This is a genomic window from Paenibacillus chibensis (assembly GCF_004001045.1).
Classification (GTDB): domain Bacteria; phylum Bacillota; class Bacilli; order Paenibacillales; family Paenibacillaceae; genus Paenibacillus_AQ; species Paenibacillus_AQ chibensis.
The window spans coordinates 1-19,775 of the sequence record NZ_BIMK01000023.1; the positions used below are offsets into that span (position 1 = coordinate 1).

Here is a 19,775-nt window from a genome sequence, read left to right on the forward strand (position 1 = left end):
CCAATCATCATAAATCTCATCGATGAATTATTAGGAAAATAAAGTTCTTTAAGATCATAGCTCGTCCTTTTGTAACTCAATATCTATTTCAATCAGCTTCTTCAGATCATCCACCGTTTTGATTTCGATGCGACCGTCCTGAAAGTCCTTCACCCACCGAGCGATTCCTGCCTTTACGATCTTACGGTACTGCTCTTTGGATTCCATGATACCTTCCATTACCGCGAGCTCATGTTGAAGCAAGATGTCTTTTTCATGTTTTGTTCCCATTGTGTTCCCCTCGGCTTTCCGTTATGATGGAATGCGAGATAGCGGATGTCTGCAAAATGCCGCGCGCGGCGGGCCGCTATCTCAGCCGGGGGATACCCTGGTCCAAGGGGAGGACGTTCGCGCGTCCTCCTTTTTCTATGCAACAGGATCAGTTCGGAGAACAAGCACAGGTTCAATTCCAGTGGCCTCGTGATACCTCCGCTTAATAACATCACAAAACTTGGGATCAAGTTCCATTGTCCGACAAACACGGCTCATCTGGTCACACGTCATCAGCGTGCTGCCGGATCCACCAAAGAGATCGACAACCAGGTTTCCCTTTTGGCTGCTGTTCCCGATCGGAATGGCCAGCAATTCTAATGGCTTCTGGGTAGGATGAACATACTTACCTACGTCACCTCGTGAGACTTCCCATACCGTCGATGGTTCTGGTTCGTCTGCAGGTAGCCCTGCACGCCAGACGGTCGACTGCCGACGATCGCCATACCAAGAAGGCGCCTTGCTGCGTTTGTGGGCATAAAAGACAGGCTCGTGCTGCCAGCGATACTGTGACCATCCAAACGAAGCCGCATTCTTCACCCAAATGCATTGACTGCGGACAACAATTCCGGCTGCATTCATTGCATCCTCGAACTCGCGCTGATATGAGGAGGGATGAAATACGTAGATTGCTGCAGACGGATCCATTATGCTGCCGTAGCTTTGAAATACAGAATACAAAAAGCCCGCGAATTCCTCTGCGGGCATATCATCGTTCAATATTGAGCCCCGGCCATCTGCAGCTAGGCACTCCGAATCACTCTCAACAGCGACGTTATAAGGTGGGTCCGTGACAATCAGTGCAGCCTGGGAGTTTTCCATCAACAGGGCAATGTCCTCCGGATCCGTTGCATCCCCACAAACTAACCGATGGAGACCAAGTTGCCAAACATCACCTCGCCTGGTCTCAGGCTCATTGATGTCAGCCAAAGCCTTCCCAACATCGAAGTCGTCCTCAACAACCGGCTCCTCTATATCCGGAACGTTCGGCAGCGAGTTGATAAGGTCCGTAATCTCATCATGTTCGAATCCAGACAAAACAATATCAGCACCCGCCTCCTGAAGCTCGTCGAGCAGCGTGGCCAACGCTTCCTCATCCCAGCGGCCCGAAACCTTATTAAGCGCCAGATTAAGCAGGCGTTCCTGCTGATCGTCCAGGTCGACGACGCTTACGGCCAGCTCCGTGCAGCCCTGCTCGTGAACCATGATCTTATACCGCTGATGCCCACCGACCATGTTGCCTGTACGTTCATTCCATACAATAGGCTCGACATATCCGAAGGATTCAATACTCCGCCGCAGTTTCTCATACTCTGGATCGCCAGGCTGAAGGTCGAAGCGTGGGTTATATGCAGCTGCATTAATCTGATCGATTGGTATGACTCTGATGTTCATAATTTCACCTTCCTATTTGAGTTGGTTGCCTATATAGGTGCAACAAAAAAAGCCGCCCTTTTGGACGACTTAATTATCATAATGTATTGCCGCTTTTCTTAGGTAGCGGCAACCTCTGCGATCCACTCTTTAACCGCTGCAGTCACAGTAGAAGGAAGATGCTTAAAAAAGCCAAATCAAAAGTGGTGTAATTTATAATACGCAATTATGATGTTTTCGACAGTGACGCTTTAATCATAGTTAATGGCATAATTTGAGTTGAGTTGGTTTCGTGTATACGTGCATGCAAAATAGAGTCGCACGGTTATTCAGCGGCCCTCTCCTGCCTGTTTCTTTCTATCCACCTGCATTCGGACGTTAAAAAGTAGGGTCGCTGAAACGGGATTCTATTGCGTCTTATGAGCAAAAGAAAAAGCACCCCCCAAGGTGCTCAGCTTTTTGTTCTTTGTTCACAGTAGCCTTTCATAAATTCTGCTGCTCTTTCAAGATCCGATGTTTTTGTTTCTATCCAGGGATAAGAGTCGGCGTTAGCACCAAGCGCAGGACACTTGGCCTTTCCAAAATAAAGGCCATCAGAACCTTTAGCTATCATAACTTCCCAATCCCGTCTAATAGACAATTCTGGGCTTTTTTCTTCGAATATTTGAAGTAAATAAGTTTTAACTTCATTCATACACGGTCACCTCCCTATCATCACATAATTCGACATCAGGAGAGGTTTCCCTGCTTCACACAACGACGCTTACTGCAGAACTGCTTCGTCCCTGTCCATTCTCCCCAAAAACACCCTTTGCATTTCTTCGGCTGCTTCGGTTCAGAAGGAAGGGCCGTCCGTTTATGTTTTCCTGCCATGTCTGCGTTCACCTCGATTTCTTGGTGGCGCCGATCGGCCTGATGTTATCCTGATTAGCCATTTAACGAACTTCTTCATAACAATCACGCTCCTGAGAAAAATAAAAGCCGCCCCAGTGAAGGAACGGCTGCTGCTGTCTTATGTATGATCGTGCGTTTATGGCGTCCGTAACGGCCGCTGCAAAAACGCTGCGCTCTTTGCTTTAAAAGCATCTGTACTTAGTAACTTGAGAGGAATGACAAGACCATTTTACTGATTGGTCAGAAAATGAGTCAAAGTCGTAAAACGTGATAATTGACGGTTTTAACGATCAATTCCACTACATTCACGGATTCTCTCTGTTTTTTTACTTGCCCCAAGCGTCACATCTTTCTTTGATGTTGATTAGCTATTTCGAACATTCTTTCCAATCCTTTTTCTGGATAGGCAACACCCACACCGTGAAGCCTCTTTTCTTCAGAAGGATCAAAATTCATAAAATCCTCGAAATTCTCGCATTCATAGATAGAACTATTTATAACAAATTCTATCATATCTCTATATGGTCTTCCTAATAATTTATAGGCGTCTATATGCCCTTTCTTATCTTTTGCATGAACATGCTGAAGAAAAACCAGTAAATATGAATCAGTAAAACGGTACTCCATTTTTATGTCCATATAAATTTCTCCCCTTTCTTATCTTTATACACATATTTACCATAAATCAGGGAGTATTTTATATCAAGTTAAAAAGGCGAGAAGAGTTACGCCCCGGTCATACGCCGCATTCATGCAGCCGTGCGTGTCATTCTCGCCTTTTTCTATGCTTCCATAATATCATGGGAAATCTGTCATGTGATGTTCAATTTAGAGGCATTTTATGGTCATTATTAAACTTAACTAGAACAATTCAGTTATTTTCCAAATGAAGGATCCATATGCTTACCTTCGGGATTAGTGGTACCATTGAGTGTTATTTTGTTATCAAATTTCATGTAGGTATACCTTATATTTGGCTCGTCATTATATATTACATCCACATAGTAACCTTTCCCTTTTAAGGAATAACCACTCGAAATATTTTTAAGTGTTGTATCCGGATATTTAGCTTGGACATATAAAACTACTTCTTTTTCTAAATCAGTACTCTTATTTTTATAATCAATAATAAAATATCCAATTACTGCAGCTAAGCATATTACAAACATAGAAATAACTAGCAGTTTCCTTTTCACTGCTCCCACCTCCTTCCTAAAAACCAATTATATATATAAATGCTAAAATAAATAAACCCTGCTTAAGCAGGGTTTATTTATCAAAAAAAACAAATTAATTTCCTGATACGTAATCGTTAGGATTTTCTATGTTAGCATGAGGTACTTCCAACAGTTCATCCTGACTAAAATCAGTTTCATCGACACTTAGTGCTTTCAAACTAAGATTGGACCAGCTACCATAAACGACAGCGATACCCAAACCATACTTCCGGTCTTGAGCAGCATTTATGTAAGCATATGGTGGGATAACTCCTATATCGGATGGCCATAGATTTCCGATATTTACACCATATGAATAAAAAGAGAGCCATGGGATTTTTGAACAATATACCTCGTTCAAATCTTTATATTGATTAACCAGTCCGTAAGTTGCATTGGGATGTTGAGCTACATAATCAGCAGCCCATTTGCCAGCCTTAGGGTTTACAGTACTATAATCGGATCCGATGTACCTAACTACTACTGTGTTAGGATTAGAATTGAACCATGTAGTAAGAGATTTTGTGGTTGGATGTTGGCCATAACCATCGATAGTTGAAACAGATAGATTTGAATTCACAATACCTGCATGCCCAGTTAAGCCACTCGAGCTTGTATTATTTGTTATAAGGATATCCCCAGGCGAAGCTACAATGCCCCCAGGTGGATAATAAGTTGCAGCAAAGCTACTTACTGGGAAAACAGTTAATAGTAATACCATCGATAAAATAATTGATCCTAACTTAAATGATTTTTTCATTATTTCAGTTCCCCTCTGAATAAAATTAGAATAGCATCTACCTTAATTCCCCACCTCCTCCTAATAGATGCATTATTCATATATATAAAACACCTAAAATATGAAAATATTTGAATTTTAGGAATTTTTTTATAATTAAGAGTCTAAGAAAGAAACTTCTTTTAAGTTTAGTATCTAGAAAGGACTAAAAAGCAAAAAAATGCGATGCCCTAAGACCATGCTTCAAGATCTTAGTTCATCGCTATTTTTCTAAATCCTAAAACTCAGTAGTATCCTCATCAAAAAAACCAATCAATTTTAGAGTATTGGCCATACTCTCAGTTCCATCATTGATCTTCCGGCGAATTGTACTATCACTCAGGCTGCGTCGGAAGAACAGCAGTGTTTCTTTATACGAGTATCCCTGAATGTATCTGTAATCAATCGCCCTCTTCTCATCGTCATCCTGGATGAGCGCCCAAGCTCGCTTCAATTGATGAGTATAAAACCGGTACTGTTGATACACCCAGCGTTGTTTCTCTATCAAGATTGTCGCATTGGCGGTTTTATCCGCATGCAGGTCCTCCTGATCAATTCGGCGAGCTGCTTCTCCATCGATTGCGACTTGCTTTAAATCAGCTTCAAACTTTTCAAAATCCTGCATTAAAGCAATCATCTTTGTATATTTACCGAGCAGGAATTTTGTCCGCTGGATCTCCGTTTCATTAGCTGTTGGAAAGAGCTCCCCTTGTCCCCATGCCATCGCCATTCCCCTCATTCCCCTTTGTATGTTAATATTGGGTTGAAGGAAATGTTTACCACACTAGGACCCCCGCAGCCGGCCAAGGTATTGGGGGTCTTTGCTGTGTTCTTACCATTCACCACCGCGGTGGCTGTAATGATTGCTGCCTTGTGTTTGCTGCGGCGCTGTAATGCTGGTTACCTTTTTAGATTTAGCTGGTACTTTATCGGCTCCGATTGCTTTACAATGAGCCTCGATCTGTTCTGGCGTCCAATACGTCGTTTTAAGCCCCTTGTCCATTTCTTTGATCCACTCCCCATACATCGCTGTGACAATCCTGACAAATGAAAATTCTTTTGCCGCTCTTCGTGTTACGCATCCAAATTTCGCCTGGGTTTTCCTCGCAAAGTTTGCACACACATTCTTGTTTGATCACCTGCAGCATACGGGGACCAGCACCTTTGGAAATAAACCCCTTTTTGACCAACTGTTCCATGATATTAAAAGCAGTCGAGGAAGATTGATATTTCATGTGATCGGCAAGCTCCAGGATGGTCGGGTGATTAAATTGTAAGTTGATAATATTAAGTAAGTAACTTATACTGAAAATGAAAATTTATTGCGAAAGGTGATATTCATACATGAGCAACGTGCAAGCAATCGTCAATGTAATTGCAGCGGAGGTGCAGGACCAACGCGTTTCCGATTATCCGGTAAGTCCTCTTTTCCTGAACCGCTGGTCTACCCGCGCTTTTTCGAATCGCGAGGTGAACGATCAGGATCTATATACCGTACTGGATGCCGCACACTGGGCACCATCTGCTTTTAATGATCAGCCTTGGCGCTTTTTTGTCGCTAAAACCGAAGAACAGCGCAGCGTATTTCATCAATTCATTAACGAATTCAATTTATCCTGGGCGTCCAGCGCCCCAGTGCTGATTCTTGTCGCTTCCGACAAGCTTAGAGCTAACGGCGACCCGAATGGAGCGCATGCTTTCGACGCGGGTGCAGTTTGGGCCTCGATGGCTATCCAAGCGACCATGCTCGGTCTGTTCACGCATGCCATGGGCGGTTTTGACCGCGACAAAGCCCGTCAATTGCTGAACATCCCAGAGCAGTTTGATCTTCATGCCGTAATTGCGCTCGGGTATCACGGAGATAAATCCGCATTGCCGGAAGCATTCCAGCAGCGCGAGGTCCCGAATAACCGCCGCCCGCTAAATGAACTTGTTTTTGAAGGGAAATTCGAAGAGTAATTCTTAAATTCAAAAGCTGGCCATTTGGCCAGCTTTTGTTTTTCTTATTTGTTATTCAATATGCCCAAATATTCCGTCCAAGGGCCAACGTCCGCCCGATATCTCTCAGCCATGACCCGCACGATTTGCCTCATGTGTGTTAAATCATGAACAACCCACGTAGATATCAACTCTCTTAACTTCACGACGCCGAAAGCCGGATGCGAACCCGTCAGTTCCAATTGCGATTCAGAATCCATGATCTCCTTAAGCTTGGATATATTCTGGGTTCTAATCGTTTTAAATTCAAACAGCTTTTGTTCAAATGGTCTTTCCGGCTTGTCTTGGAGATGAGCGTAACGATCAAACGAAGGAAAAGGTTTTCCTTCACCTTCCTGAAGAATAAATTCCAATCGTGGTATCCAGTTATTTTTCTCCCCTTCGATGAGGTGTTCAATCACATCCGTAACGTTCCAGGTGCCTTCTCCCTCATTGCATTGCAACCATCCATCAGAGATACCGGATAAAAAACATGCCAGTGTTTGCGGTGTGCGTTCCAGAATCTCAATCGCTTCGCCCATCTTAAAATTCATATCCTGGCTCCTTTCTGTGATCAATATCCAATGGTTTTCCGTCAATATGAAAATAATTATATCAGAGATGCCAGCTTATTTCGTGACGAAGGATTGCATAAAAAGGCACTGATGAATTCGCTTCACCAGTGCCTTCCTTATTTTTTTTTCGAGTAGACGATTTTCTTTATCGTTTCAACGGAGAGATAGTATTCCTGAGACAGCTCCTCTATGCTTCGATGATTCATAAAAGCCTGTCGAATCGCGGCATTGCGGCGATCAAGCCACCGTCTTCCGCCGCTAACGCTTCCCCATGATTTGTATGCCTTTTCCGGCTTGGGAATGTAAATCGTCTCGCCTTGAACGTACTTTTGGATCTCCATGATCAGCTTTTCGGGTAATACGTTTGTCGCATTCGTATATTTCACTGTCGCCCGCTCCTTAATTTGATAATTCAAATAAGGCGCAGAGCCAACATATGAGAAAAGCGAATTTAGCGTTATAAAGGATTTGGCCCCATGCAAAGTAACGCTATCCCAATAATTGGCTCTGCATGAGTCGAAGAAGCGACAGACAATCCGAACAGATTCTCCATCCTTTGACGCACCCCCTTTTACATTGAAAGTATAGCATATTTTTGAAGCTGATGTCGCAAGGCCATTATGAACGAATGAAACCATTTATTCCTTATGTAAACCCTGGCCGGGCTATCCCCCACGTACGACGCGGAACCCCTGATCGGGTCCGAATCCGTTTGGATCGAATTTGCCGCGAAAAGAGATCTCGTTGTTGCTGACGTCGCCGATCCAGCCGCCGCCCTTCACGACCCGAAACGTACCGCTTGTAAAATTCGAATCTTCGAACCAGTCCCAGCACCATTCCCGCACATTACCGGACATATCATAAATGCCCAACTCATTGGGCTTTCGCGTGCCGATGTGTTTGGTTTGATTATGATTGCTCTCAATGACAGGCCAATTCCAGTTGCCGTTTAAGTATTTGTCTCCAGCGTTTCTCCAATACCATGCGACCTCGTCGGCTTGATTGCTGCCGCTATAGGTGTAACCCTTGCTCACCTGGCCTCCGCTGGCGGCGTATTCCCATTCGGCTTCGGTAGGCAAACGGTACCCGTCTGCTCCCTCATGGATCGTTACGGTCCATTTGATCGGATCATTCCCGTTCTTATTATTCGAATCCTGCTGTTCCTTGTCTATATTGTAATAGGGCACGAAGCCCTCTTGCATGCTTCTTCGATTGCAATACTCCACCGCATCGTACCAGCTGACCATTTCAACGGGGTAATTTTCCCCAATGAATTCCGATGGATTGCTTCCCATGACTTTCACCCATTCCGCTTGGGTTACCTCATATTTACCAATATAAAAATTCGGCAGCTTTACGCTTTTTACATTGTCACTGGATTTATCGCTTGTAAAACTCCCGCCTTTCACGAAAACCAAATCATCATTCTTCTTATCCATCTTCGGATGCGAACAAGCACTGATGATCACTGTCATGGAGGCGATCATTAGAAACAGGCATAGCTTTCTCATCGATATTTCTCCTTTAAGCTGAATAGGAAAAATGATAGTTCTTATGGCCTCACGGCATGTCTCCGGCAAGCGCTGAAGGCCGATCGTCCCCAAGAAACGAAACGGCCTGCAACGCATGACGGATAGTTATGGATTCAGGGGAACAGTCCGTTGTATATCCGTTATTTCGTAGAGATGCGGGTTACCATACTGTAACGTTAGAGCTGCCGCTGCTTTGATATCCTTCCGTCGCTAACACCTGATAAGCCCAACTGCTGCCGAGATTCATTCCCTTGCTTGCCCATGCGTTCACATGGTTGCTGAATGTAATCGCGGAGTTAACCCCTGTTGCTCTTTTGGATTGGCGAACGCTCCAATACTGCGTAAAGGTTTGCGTGCCGTCAATGGAAGGGGCATTCACACGCTGTGATGTATAGATGTCGTACGTGCCTCCATCGCTGGTTACGGTTCCTTTGAAGGTTCCCGTAGGCCGGTACGTTCCCCAGTTATCCACGACGTAATATTCGATGAGCGAGTTTCTTGTCCACCCGTACAGAGTCAGATACCCGTTTCCAGACGGAGACCAGACACCGGCATTATAGTTAATGGTCCGATTCGGCGATCCTGTATTCCAGCCCTTGCCGACAACGAAATTTCCGCTATTTTGCCATGTCACGCTGTAATTGCCGCCGGAGCCGTTCACGGCATTGACCGTCCCGCCGCCATCGGTCCAGTTTTGCCAATAGTCTGTCGTCGCTGCATTGGAGGTGGATGCTAACAGCCCGAAGCTCATGGAAGCTGCAAAAACGAACGCCAACATTTTCTTGCTCATCTTAAACATAAATTACCTCCTACGATTTGTTATGGATTTGGAATTACACCTCTACTTATGAAATGATCCTCTTGGCTGTGTTTCAGTCATCCCTTGCTGTCTCGTGAATCCCTTGTCCTCCTCTCGGATAGATTATAATTTGGAAGCGATTACATTTCTTATGCCAAATTAAAGATGAAGTATTGATAATTTTACATATTACTGGAAAAACAATTTTATATTGACCGTTTACTGTTTACGACATATACTGTTTATAAAAATAACTGTTTATTCAGTAAACAGCAAGGAGATGTTTTCATGACAACCCTTAACCCTCAATCGGCCAAACGTGCAGGCCGCAAAGAATGGATTGCGCTAAGCATTTTATGTCTGCCGTTAATGTTCGCATCCATGGACGTCGCTGTCCTGTTTTTTGCCCTTGCTCGATATCCGTGCGCTGATGGAACGGCGAATCGGCGGTTCGATTCTCGTGAATTTCATCGCTACGTTCGCGCTTATGGCAAGCTCGCTGGTCAATACCCAGTTTCTTCAATCGGTGCTTGGATATTCACCGTTCGTTGCGTCCTTGTGGAGCGTCCTGCCTTCGGTCGCCGTAGGAGCTGCTGCGCCGATCGCGGCTAAACTTTCACAAACATACGGAAGACCGCGCGTCATGATAGCAGGCTTCGGGATCGCTGCCTTGGGATTCGCCGTACTGACCCAGATCCGTCTGGAGAGCTTCTCACCGCTAGTCATCGTGCTTGTCGGAGCCGGATTGATCGCGGCAGGCATCGTTTCCGTGATGACGCTCGTTACGGATTACGTGGTGGGGGTCGCTCCCGTGGACCGAGCCGGAGCTGTCGGAGGCTTGATCGAAACTTCCAGCGAACTCGGCGGCGCGTTCGGGATTGCCCTTCTGGGCTGCGTGCTGGCAGCGGTATACCGGAACTCGGTCTCCCCTCTTCTGCCCAAGGGACTGACGCCGGAAGCAGCGCATGCCGCCGAGCAGACGATTGCAGGTGCTTCAAGCGCCGCAAGCCAATTGCCTGCGGAAACGGCATCACATGTGATGGATGCATCCCGCGAGGCTTTTGTGACCTCCATGCATACCACCTGCCTTGTTGCCGGAGTGATCCTGGTTCTGGCCGCGATCATCACGGCGGTGCTTCTTCGCGATAAGAAGACGGACGTCAATACTGCCGCATCGTCCCGAGCATAACACGAAAAAGGCTACTTCCTGGCATTTGCCTGGAAGTAGCCTTTTTATATTACACGTCAGCTTTATTCATGATGATGTAAAGCATCAGAGGTCCTCTTCTGATTCAAAAATTGCTCGATCCCATCCAGAATGCGCTCCAAACCGAAGTTCATATCATCACCGACCGTGTTCTCGTCTTCGTTCTCGCCGATATATGCGCCGGACATTACGATCGGATATAAATGCGGAAATTGGTCCGGCTTGATGAGATGACGAAGCGCCGCCGAGTAATTGAGCCCGCCGAACTCTTGTTCACTGGAACCTGCCTGAACGGCGCGATCGATGTCCCGCTGCAGCATCCCGTATGTTCGGGCATAGCTGCTTAAGAGCAGTACGATGGACATTTTCTCAAAATCGTTCAGCGGCATGTCGCGCAGCGGCTGCAGCGCCCATTCCACGATCAGCAGATTGTTGGGTGTGATCGGAATGCCGAAAATCGGGATGTCTCCATACCACGGATGCTTGCGGAAAATATCAATCGTGCCCAGGACATAATCACGCATGCTTTCCCGCCATTCCTGCGGAGGCTTTTCCGCGGGCAACGAGATGTCGCATACCGCCTCCTGCATCAAGATCAGCAGATCATCCTTGCTGGGAATGTAACGGTAGAGCGACATGGCCGTAAATCCAAGCGCCGAAGCGATTCGGTTCATGGAGACGGCGGCCAAGCCGTCTTTATCCGCGATTTCCACCGCTTTGTTCACGATTTGGTCGATGCTCATTTCGCGCTTGGGACCGCGCTGCGGCGGTTTCGCCAATCCCCAAGCAAGCGAAGCGCCGGCAGGAAAAATGTTCGTGATTTCTTCCGCCGTTATATCGTCATGGCTCATTCGTATTCCCCCCAGTCATTCAAACGCAGCCTGCACGAATAAAGTGTTTATATTATAAACAGTATAGCATAATGCCAAATCCTTTGCTCTCTATTCATGCATAAAAAGCCGCGGCTTACTCGCTCACACGTGATGCTTGATCCCCATCTGCTTTTCCGTCCGCAAATAACAACTTCAGCATCAGCGGCGTAACGAGGGTAGTGATAATGACAACAATGACGACAGAGGTAAAATATTTCTGAAGGAGCAGGCCGGACTCCAGTCCCGTTGCGGCAATAATGAGCGCGACCTCCCCGCGGGAAATCATTCCTGATCCGATGGCCAGTGAAGAGCGGGTATTAAAGCCGGTCATTCTCGCGCCGAGTCCGCCGCCGAGAAGCTTGGTGAGAATTGCTACAATAGAAATCACAATCATGAACACCAATTGGGAAGTTACCCCCTCAAACGTGATGTTCAGTCCGATACTGACGAAAAACACGGGTACGAAGATCGAATAAGCAATGGGCTCCAGACGATCCTCCACATCATGCTTAAATGGCGTCTGCGAAACGGCAATGCCTGCCGCGAATGCGCCGATAATGGCGGCCACGCCCATCAGATCGGCAAAATAAGATAAGGCGAAACAGACGATCAGCGCTCCGCTGATTACCGATTCGGTAACCCGAAGGGGTGCGAAAAACTTCAAAAACCAAGGAACAGCCAACCAGCCGACCACGATGGCCACAATGAAAAACAGCACCTTCTTGCCGATGAGTAAGCCAAGGGAGATATCATGGCCTGTTCCGAGCAAGCTCATCATGACCGCCAGCATGACCACGACGATGACGTCGTCCACGACGGCTGCACCGAGAATCGTCGTGCCTTCCCGCGTATTCAGCCGGTTCATCTCTTTCAAGGTCTGCACGGAAATGCTGACAGAAGTGGCGCAAAGAAGCAATCCAAGGAAGAGCGACTGGTTGTTGCTAAGGCCAAAGAGCACAGCCGCTCCATAACCACCGACAAACGGAAGGATAATCCCCCCGACAGCTACCGCGAACGCTGACTTCCAATTTTTCCGCAGTTGATCCAGATCGGTTTCGAGACCCGCCATAAACATAAGCAGCAGAACGCCGATTTCAGAAAAAATGGATATAAATTCATTCGGATGAATCCATCCAAGTACGGCGGGGCCGATGAGAATGCCAGCCAGCAGCTTTCCCAGAACCGAAGGCTGACCAAGCCGGACGAATAAGTCGCCGAGCAGCTTGGTGGCAAGCAAAATGATAGCAAGATACAACATGATTGTAAGCATTTAAGCGCCTCCTTCTGGTTTTGAATACATAAATCTTTTGCTGGAAAACCTTATTTCATTCGCCAGCTCTGGAACATGAGACATTCATACCCGGAAAAAAACGCAAAAAGAGCCCGGTCAACGACAGGGCTCTCCTTAAAAAACGGCAGAGAGGAGCCTGTCGTGACAGGCTCCTCCGGTGTTCCGATGTATGAATTTCTTCTATTATACATTATTTTATGCATTTATTCAATATTAATTGCGGGGAAACCATCATATACCGGGATTAGTCTTTAGAATATAAGCCCGTTTTGTACTTGGCTTCATCCGTTCCCAGGGTATAGCTCATGAATTTTGGATACCAGGTCTTCCGCATTGTTGTGGAAAACTTGATTCGAGTCTGTCCAGGCTGATCTTAAGAAATACGAAGCATGGAACCGCCAACCCCGATGAATGGGATTGAAATTCATTTGGATTTCCCTTCCTGGCTTTCCTTGGTACACCCGTGAACCCGGCACGTGCCAGCTGCCAATTCGGGTAATCCCGTCTGGTCTTTGACCGGTAATATAGGTGAATTGATCATTGTATGGAATGTCCTTCAACCGGAATTTTGGGCTGCCTACAGCAAATACCTGAACCTGCTGAAAGCCGAACTTCTCCTCCAAATGAAGCCCTGCCCGATAAGCAATCACGCCGCCGGCGCTGTGCCCGATCAGAAGCAGGTGATCCGCGGATGCCCCGTGCTCACGGATCACTTGTGCCGCGTTCAAGACCCGTCTGGATCGTTCATGGTTTAAATCGTAGCCGACTTGAGCAAGCTGGCGGCCCAGCAGGCTGACAAACGATGAACCCGTTGTTCCATTGGCCGTCCCGTAAGGGAATAGGATAACGATTTTGGCTCCCGGATATTTCCGGGCAACCTCGCTTGCAGCTTCCTCGAAGTTGTTCCGATACGTCATCAGGCCGGCCAAAAAGACAACCACCGTGCGGCAGTCAAGTGTACATGTGCTATTGGAGGATACGAATGTCTCCGTCATTTTTACCCGTCGCTCCCTATTTGGCTTCATGTTCAAGACAGAATATATGCCATATCGAATAAATTATTAATGCTTCTTCCTGAATCGATAATCTTGATGATCTTCCATGATCTGTTCCATATCTTCGAAACATTAACCTGCCTTGCACGGATATAAACGTATATTTTGAATCATTTCCTCATCACTAACGTCAGCGGAGTGCTTCAGGTTAATTTATTCTGTTCTGCAACCCTTATTTGACGTAATACGTAAAAGAAGACTATCGGCGCATGACACCGACAGTCCTTCTTTTTCTGCAGTATGCTTCTCAATCTACTCGCTCTCGCTTGATAACTCTTTAAGCGATTTGATTTTACCATGGGGATGCTGTTCCTGCTTACGCGACTTCCAGGCAGCTTCCTTTCTTCTCTTCTGGTGAGCCATAACAGATCGTCCTCCTCGGAAAAAGAGATGTATACCACTTCCTTATGTTGTCAATTCATCGCTCGAATCATTCATGAATATGGAATGCTAATATACCTCGTAATTTTGTCCGGTTTGCGCGCCTTCAACGCTTTTGATGAACGCAAGAGCTGCGCGTGCGGCCGGTATGGCTTCGAATCCAGGGAAAAAAGAAGCATACTGGTCCCATGATTCCTGCAAGACGGAAGGACTAACGCTATTAATGCGAATCCCTCTTGGCATTTCGATGGCCGCGGATTTGACGAACGCTTTGACGCCTCCATTCGCCATGGCTGCAGAAGCCCCTTTGCGCAATCGGGTCATCCATTAAAATACCGGTTGTCAGCGTGAAGCTCCCTCCATCATTCACGTAATCCAGTCCGAGCAGAACCAGATTGATCTGGCCTTTCAATTTACTTTCGATGGCCAGCTCATTCAATTCCGGCGTCAGGTCTGTAATTTTTAATATCATATTTTGCTTTCATGAAGCACTATACGGTAATGCATAGTGAAAGGGTATCCGTTGCATCCTATAAGAAAAACGGTCATACCGAGGAGGAAACCAAGAGAAATGTATGAAGAAAAGAATTTTGCGGAACATGACAATAAACAGGATCAGACTGCAGTAACCAGCCATCCAACAGCATCAAAAGAAAAAGATACCGAATTCGGCGAAGAGCTAGGCAGCAGCGAAGAATTTCGGTCCGCATTCAAAAATCCAATTACCGGCGAGGAACGCCTGTATTAATCGAAAGGTCCAAGATGAACACATTGGATCTAAAAGAAATTAAGTATCCGGATATAGGTACCGACGGGAAAGCTACATCCAAAGCTCTGCATGAAGATCCTGGCCCAATGGAAAGTGTATGTTTCCATTGGGCGTTCCTAATGTATATTTATATACTTTTTGTTATGTACCAAGCCGTAAATTCCGCATCGGAATCCAGCCCATCTCCTCTTCCTCGTTTCGCCGGCACCATCCCCAATCATTAAGTTCCCTAAACAGTTCAACGATATCGCCTTCATTGACATGGAGCTCATTGGCACAATAATCTTCCGTAATGATACCTTCCGCACCATTTTTTTGAATGATTTGCTCTGGCACCCAGCCCTCCATCGTTCGGTCAATGGTCCAGCAATACCTCCAGTTTTTCCAGCCTTCCGGATCATCATCCATTCTCCCCAATAGTACGGTTTGACCTTGGGTGAGCTGAATCGGCTTGGGATAATTTGTACGGTGTGGAGCAATAACTTGATAGATTTGAGACATGCGGTACCTCCTGATCAGTTCATCTTTGACGATATATTTCTCTTTTCACACAGAGAACATATGTTTGTTGGTGCTTTAATTATTTCATAACATCTAACCATATTCAAGCATCCACTCGGCCGGTGCCAAGTCAGGAATCACCAGGATACCAAGCTTGAGGCTATGGAGGTAGATGACAAAAAAAACCGGATTCCATCTTTAGACGGAAATCCGGTTACCAGTAGAATGAAGCAAATATTATTCCTCGGCCGGACCTTTAATTCGCTTGAAGAACAAAGCGAGAATCAGAGCCGCAATCGAGAAGAAGAATCCAATCATAAACGCATTGTGGACGCCGGCCACCATGGCCTGAGCCATCTGCCCCGGCGAATTCGGATCTGAGGAAGCTTTCAGAAAGCTGCTTTGACCCGATGACATCACACTGATAAAGAAAGCTACGCCGATTGCTCCGGCCACTTGCTGGAGCGTATTCAATATGGCCGTTCCATGCGGATAGTAGCGTGCCGGCAGCTGATTCATTCCGTTTGTTTGAGCCGGCATCATGATCATCGAAATGGCAATCATCATGCAAATATGCAGGATCAACAGCTCAACCTTGGTTGTTTCGACGGTAATCCGTGTAAAGAACCACATAATGATCACCAGGAAAGCAGTTCCCGGAATAATCAAGGCCCGGGGTCCAAACTTATCGAACAGCTTCCCTGTGATCGGGGAAATCAGACCGTTCAGCACACTCCCCGGCAGCATGAGCAGACCCGATGCAAATACAGTCATTCCAAGTGCGCCCTGGAACAAGAACGGCAGCAGCGACATGGTGGAGAATAGCGTCATCATCATAATGATCAGCATGAAGGCTGTCAATGTAAACATCGAAAACTTAAACGATCTCAGGTCCATCAATGGATCACGAAGTCTAAGCTGCCGGATTGCAAACAACAATAGCGCCAACGCCCCGACAAGAATGGTGCCGTATACTTCCGGATGAGACCAGCTTCCTTCACCCGAGCTGCTAAAGCCGTATACGATACCGCCGAAGCCGATCGTGGACAGGATAATCGAGACGACATCCACTTTAGGTTTGGTCGGCTGCGAAACATTTTTCAAATAAATAGAAGCCACAACGATGGAAATAATCGCGAATGGCAGTACCAGATAGAACAGCCATCTCCATTCAAAAGAATCCAGAATCAATCCGGATAGAGTTGGCCCGATCGCCGGAGCAAACATGATGACAAGACCAATCGTTCCCATGGCCGCTCCCCGTTTTTCCGGTGGATAGAGCACAAGGATCGTATTCATCATGACCGGCAGCATCAGTCCGCTACCTGCTGCCTGCAGCAAACGACCGACCAGCAGGATGGAGAATTGGGGCGCGAATGCGCACACGATCGTTCCAAGCGTAAAGATGATCATGGCACCCAGGAACATTTGCCTCGTCGTAAACCATTGCACAAGCAGTGCCGATGCCGGGACCAGTACGCCCACGACGAGCATGTAGCCCGTTGCCAGCCACTGCAGCGTTGAAGCAGACACCTTCAATTCAACCATAAACTCCGGAAAAGCGATGTTCAGCAGCGTCTCGTTTAATATGGAGAAGAATGCCCCCAATATTAAGGAGATCAAGATGGGCAGCTTCTTCACATTACTGATGTCCACAGGTGTGGAAGCCGCTGCGGCACCCGAAGTATTCATATGTATTTCTCCCTCCTAATTCCGTTATTTCTATAATTTATTTGGATTCAGCTTGTTAATTTTACCATAAGACAAGCTTGTTGACCTCTTTTAAACGACTACAATTTAAATTAAAAAATTTGTTATTTCGCACTACTCCGATTCACCTGGGTAAGACAAGCTCTCGGGATAGGATATCCCAAGAGCTTAGTTGTCATTAACTTTGCTCGGGAGTACAGGTAAAGTGATGGACTCTGTAACCCGGCTTCTATATTGACAACGAACGAGTGACATGGAAATCGACACCACACTCATTTTCCGATAAAAATTTTCAAATATAGAAATTATGCATATAAAAAAACAGAACTTCGCCTGGCCTCTCACCACGAAGATCTGTTCCTTTTACAATCGGAAGCGATACCCGGCACCCCATAAAGTCTCGATGTACTGGGCCTTTGACGCATCGGTTTCTATTTTCTCCCTCAGTTTCCGGATATGGACCGTGACCGTTTGTGCGTCACCCATGGCATCCATTCCCCCATACCCTTTCGAATAACTGGTCCTTACTGAACACGCGGTTGGGGTTAAGCGCCAGGAACTACAGCAGATCGAACTCCTTCGCGGTCAGAATGACCTCTTGCTCATGCACGAAGACTCTTCGTGCTCCATAGTCGATCAACAGGCCATGAATGCGAATTTCTTCTTTATTTTTCCAGGTGCCGACCAGCCGGTCATATCTGGCTAAATGGGCTTTTACCCGCGCGACCAGCTCGCCCGGCTTAAATGGCTTGGTAATGTAATCGTCGGCGCCAAGCCCCAAGCCACGAATCACGTCGATATCTTCTTTTTTCGCGGTTACCATCAGGATGGGGTGTTATGTTCCTCGCGGATTTGCCTGCAGACATCAAACCCGTTCATGCCCGGAAGCATCAAATCCAAGATGATCAAATCATGCTCCCCGCGGATCGCGAGCCTCAAACCCGAATCGCCGTCCATGGCGAAATCCGCCTTGTAGCCATGAGCCTCCAAGTAATCCCTTTCCAGCTCAGCGATGACTTTTTCGTCTTCAATAATCAGTATCCGTTTCATTGCGCTTCACCAACTTTATCTTTTCTTCGCGGAAGTGTGATCGTGATGCTGGTCCCTTCGCCCAAGATGCTGTCCGCTCGAATCGTGCCTCCGTGGCCGTCCAGGATTTGCCTGGCAATCGCGAGCCCGAGACCGCTCCCGCCCGTACGGCTGTTCCGCGATAAGTCCGCGCGATAAAAACGTTCGAAGATATGCGGCAGCGCGCCGGCTTCGATCCCCCGTCCGGTATCCGAAATCTGAATCACCACGTCATGGTTCGTCATGAAGGCTCGCAGCTCCATTTTCTTCTCCGCTTTATCCATATACTTCAAGCCGTTATCGATAATGTTCGCGAATACCCGCTTCATCTTGTCTTGATCGATGAGCACATCGGTTTCCGGTTCTACGGCGATGCTCGATGCATACTGAACACCTTGTTTACCCAAGTCGAATTCAAGCTCCCCGGATAAATCCATGAGAAACGCATGCACATCAACGATTTCAAACTGAAAGGGCAGCCGGTTCAAATCCAGCTTGGAGTATAAGAACAGTTCATCGATCAAATGGTCCATCTCTTCCGCCTTGGAGGAAATGATATGGATGTACTTCTGCTGTTTCTCCGGCGTGTCCGCAATGCCGTCACCCAAACCGTCCACGTACCCCCGGATGGCCGTCAGCGGCGTGCGAAGATCGTGGGAGATATTCGAAATGAGCTCCTTGCGGTTTTCTTCGTATTGGATTTGGGTGCGGATCGAATGCTGGAGCTTATGCCGCATCTGTTCAAAGGCGATGCTAAGCTCCCCGATTTCGTCCTTGCTCGTCGGCTTCACCTGAAAATCCAGGTCGCCTGCTTCCATCCGGTTCATGGCTGCTTTGAGCTTCTGAAGGGGCTTGATAATGCTCCTGGACACAAAATACGTTAACAGCGTGTTCGTCAGGATCAGCACCAGCATGCCGATAAGAAACAGGATAGGAAAAAATTTCTGCGTGAAATTCACCAATGGATTCACAGTCGTAACCACGATGACGGTACCCGGCGTCTGGTCGGGAAAACGAAAGTCGAAATGCGCGAAAGTCACAAGCTGCTTACCGATCCGTTCCGGTGCATTTCGTTCCACTTGATGCAATCCTTCGAACGCCGGTAAATGCTTCAGGATGTCCGAGCTCCCCCAGGAAGGCGACGTATAGATTAAGCTTTGGCCTTTACGGACGATCAAACCGGATTTATTGGCGGACAGTTCTTCGTCTATACCCGATAAGTAATCCGGTTCGCTTAAAACGGCAGGATTGTTGTTGGCGCTGCGCTTCAACTCTTTTAAAAAACCTTCGATCGGTTGGTCTTCGAACATGCGATGGGCTCCAGCCCCGTATTGCTCGCGAATCGTCTGAAGATCGCCCCTAAACGCGACAACCAGGAGCACGGCAGTGAAACACATGATCACGAGCGGAATAATCAGCATAGCTGCGTAAGAAAGCAGCAATTTAATGCGAATCGACATTGGTAA

23 protein-coding genes and 2 pseudogenes are annotated in these 19,775 nt (G+C 46.8%); 3 read left to right on the plus strand and 22 right to left on the minus strand.

Annotated features, from left to right (window positions below):
- Positions 1–54: 54 nt before the first annotated feature.
- The 9 genes from PCH05_RS17605 to PCH05_RS17640 form a co-directional block, all read right to left on the minus strand.
- Complete coding sequence (locus PCH05_RS17605; protein ID WP_127604218.1) at positions 55–270, minus strand: hypothetical protein; 216 nt, start codon at positions 268–270, stop codon at positions 55–57.
- Positions 271–405: 135 nt separating this feature from the next.
- A complete protein-coding gene (locus PCH05_RS17610) occupies positions 406–1,704 on the minus strand; it encodes a site-specific DNA-methyltransferase (protein WP_127604220.1) in 1,299 nt (432 codons plus the stop codon).
- 430 nt (positions 1,705–2,134) lie between these two features.
- Positions 2,135–2,377: a hypothetical protein gene (locus tag PCH05_RS17615; protein ID WP_127604223.1), complete on the minus strand. Its 243-nt coding sequence runs from the start codon at positions 2,375–2,377 to the stop codon at positions 2,135–2,137.
- A gap of 542 nt (positions 2,378–2,919) precedes the next feature.
- Positions 2,920–3,216 (minus strand): hypothetical protein, encoded by a 297-nt coding sequence (locus PCH05_RS17620; RefSeq protein WP_127604225.1) that lies wholly within the window; start codon positions 3,214–3,216, stop codon positions 2,920–2,922.
- Between the two features lie 236 nt (positions 3,217–3,452).
- Complete coding sequence (locus PCH05_RS17625; protein ID WP_127604227.1) at positions 3,453–3,773, minus strand: DUF3139 domain-containing protein; 321 nt, start codon at positions 3,771–3,773, stop codon at positions 3,453–3,455.
- A gap of 94 nt (positions 3,774–3,867) precedes the next feature.
- Entirely contained in the window at positions 3,868–4,554 is a 687-nt protein-coding gene (locus PCH05_RS17630) for a hypothetical protein (RefSeq protein ID WP_127604229.1), read from the minus strand.
- A gap of 256 nt (positions 4,555–4,810) precedes the next feature.
- Entirely contained in the window at positions 4,811–5,302 is a 492-nt protein-coding gene (locus PCH05_RS17635) for a hypothetical protein (protein ID WP_127604231.1), read from the minus strand.
- 102 nt (positions 5,303–5,404) lie between these two features.
- The gene (locus PCH05_RS27345) at positions 5,405–5,575 is read right to left on the minus strand and encodes a hypothetical protein (protein ID WP_164766694.1); all 171 of its coding nucleotides are present in this window, start codon (positions 5,573–5,575) and stop codon (positions 5,405–5,407) included.
- Complete coding sequence (locus PCH05_RS17640; RefSeq protein WP_127604233.1) at positions 5,559–5,807, minus strand: hypothetical protein; 249 nt, start codon at positions 5,805–5,807, stop codon at positions 5,559–5,561. The genes PCH05_RS27345 and PCH05_RS17640 overlap by 17 nt, the downstream gene beginning before the upstream one ends.
- A gap of 109 nt (positions 5,808–5,916) precedes the next feature.
- Here PCH05_RS17640 and PCH05_RS17645 point away from each other — a divergent pair, with 109 nt between their 5' ends.
- Positions 5,917–6,531, plus strand: coding sequence for a nitroreductase family protein (locus PCH05_RS17645; RefSeq protein WP_127604235.1), 615 nt, complete (start codon positions 5,917–5,919; stop codon positions 6,529–6,531).
- A gap of 44 nt (positions 6,532–6,575) precedes the next feature.
- On the opposite strand, the gene PCH05_RS17650 is transcribed toward PCH05_RS17645, so the two are convergent.
- The 4 genes from PCH05_RS17650 to xynA all read right to left on the minus strand — a co-directional run bounded on the left by PCH05_RS17650 (position 6,576) and on the right by xynA (position 9,455).
- Positions 6,576–7,103, minus strand: a complete 528-nt coding sequence (locus tag PCH05_RS17650) for a DinB family protein (RefSeq protein WP_127604237.1) — start codon at positions 7,101–7,103, stop codon at positions 6,576–6,578.
- Positions 7,104–7,240: 137 nt separating this feature from the next.
- Positions 7,241–7,510, minus strand: a complete 270-nt coding sequence (locus tag PCH05_RS17655) for a CD3324 family protein (protein ID WP_127604240.1) — start codon at positions 7,508–7,510, stop codon at positions 7,241–7,243.
- 279 nt (positions 7,511–7,789) lie between these two features.
- Positions 7,790–8,635, minus strand: a complete 846-nt coding sequence (locus PCH05_RS17660) for a formylglycine-generating enzyme family protein (RefSeq protein ID WP_127604242.1) — start codon at positions 8,633–8,635, stop codon at positions 7,790–7,792.
- A gap of 181 nt (positions 8,636–8,816) precedes the next feature.
- Positions 8,817–9,455 carry an endo-1,4-beta-xylanase XynA gene (gene xynA, locus PCH05_RS17665; protein ID WP_127604244.1) on the minus strand — a complete coding sequence of 213 codons (639 nt, stop codon included), beginning with the start codon at positions 9,453–9,455 and terminating at the stop codon, positions 8,817–8,819.
- Positions 9,456–9,864: 409 nt separating this feature from the next.
- Here xynA and PCH05_RS17670 point away from each other — a divergent pair, with 409 nt between their 5' ends.
- Entirely contained in the window at positions 9,865–10,644 is a 780-nt protein-coding gene (locus tag PCH05_RS17670; RefSeq protein WP_127604246.1) for an MFS transporter, read from the plus strand.
- 62 nt (positions 10,645–10,706) lie between these two features.
- On the opposite strand, the gene PCH05_RS17675 is transcribed toward PCH05_RS17670, so the two are convergent.
- The 5 genes and pseudogenes from PCH05_RS17675 to PCH05_RS17690 form a co-directional block, all read right to left on the minus strand.
- Positions 10,707–11,513, minus strand: coding sequence for a TetR/AcrR family transcriptional regulator (locus tag PCH05_RS17675; RefSeq protein ID WP_127604248.1), 807 nt, complete (start codon positions 11,511–11,513; stop codon positions 10,707–10,709).
- 115 nt (positions 11,514–11,628) lie between these two features.
- Positions 11,629–12,804 (minus strand): cation:proton antiporter, encoded by a 1,176-nt coding sequence (locus PCH05_RS17680; RefSeq protein ID WP_127604250.1) that lies wholly within the window; start codon positions 12,802–12,804, stop codon positions 11,629–11,631.
- A gap of 302 nt (positions 12,805–13,106) precedes the next feature.
- A complete protein-coding gene (locus PCH05_RS17685) occupies positions 13,107–13,820 on the minus strand; it encodes an alpha/beta hydrolase family protein (RefSeq protein WP_127604252.1) in 714 nt (237 codons plus the stop codon).
- A 312-nt stretch (positions 13,821–14,132) separates the two neighbouring features.
- Positions 14,133–14,243 (minus strand): DUF6254 family protein, encoded by a 111-nt coding sequence (locus PCH05_RS27735; protein ID WP_246049701.1) that lies wholly within the window; start codon positions 14,241–14,243, stop codon positions 14,133–14,135.
- Positions 14,244–14,330: 87 nt separating this feature from the next.
- Positions 14,331–14,721, minus strand: a pseudogene (locus PCH05_RS17690) (short chain dehydrogenase); the annotation flags it as partial.
- A gap of 111 nt (positions 14,722–14,832) precedes the next feature.
- On the opposite strand from PCH05_RS17690, the gene PCH05_RS27350 reads away from it, so the two are divergent.
- Complete coding sequence (locus PCH05_RS27350; protein ID WP_164766695.1) at positions 14,833–15,009, plus strand: hypothetical protein; 177 nt, start codon at positions 14,833–14,835, stop codon at positions 15,007–15,009.
- Positions 15,010–15,171: 162 nt separating this feature from the next.
- On the opposite strand, the gene PCH05_RS17695 is transcribed toward PCH05_RS27350, so the two are convergent.
- The 4 genes and pseudogenes from PCH05_RS17695 to PCH05_RS17710 form a co-directional block, all read right to left on the minus strand.
- A complete protein-coding gene (locus PCH05_RS17695) occupies positions 15,172–15,531 on the minus strand; it encodes an SH3 domain-containing protein (RefSeq protein ID WP_127604254.1) in 360 nt (119 codons plus the stop codon).
- A 237-nt stretch (positions 15,532–15,768) separates the two neighbouring features.
- Positions 15,769–17,223: an MDR family MFS transporter gene (locus PCH05_RS17700; protein WP_127604256.1), complete on the minus strand. Its 1,455-nt coding sequence runs from the start codon at positions 17,221–17,223 to the stop codon at positions 15,769–15,771.
- Between the two features lie 381 nt (positions 17,224–17,604).
- A pseudogene (locus PCH05_RS17705) lies at positions 17,605–18,291 on the minus strand (response regulator transcription factor).
- Positions 18,288–19,769 carry a sensor histidine kinase gene (locus PCH05_RS17710; RefSeq protein WP_127604258.1) on the minus strand — a complete coding sequence of 494 codons (1,482 nt, stop codon included), beginning with the start codon at positions 19,767–19,769 and terminating at the stop codon, positions 18,288–18,290. Before PCH05_RS17710 ends, PCH05_RS17705 begins: the two are co-directional and overlap by 4 nt.
- Positions 19,770–19,775: the final 6 nt, after the last annotated feature.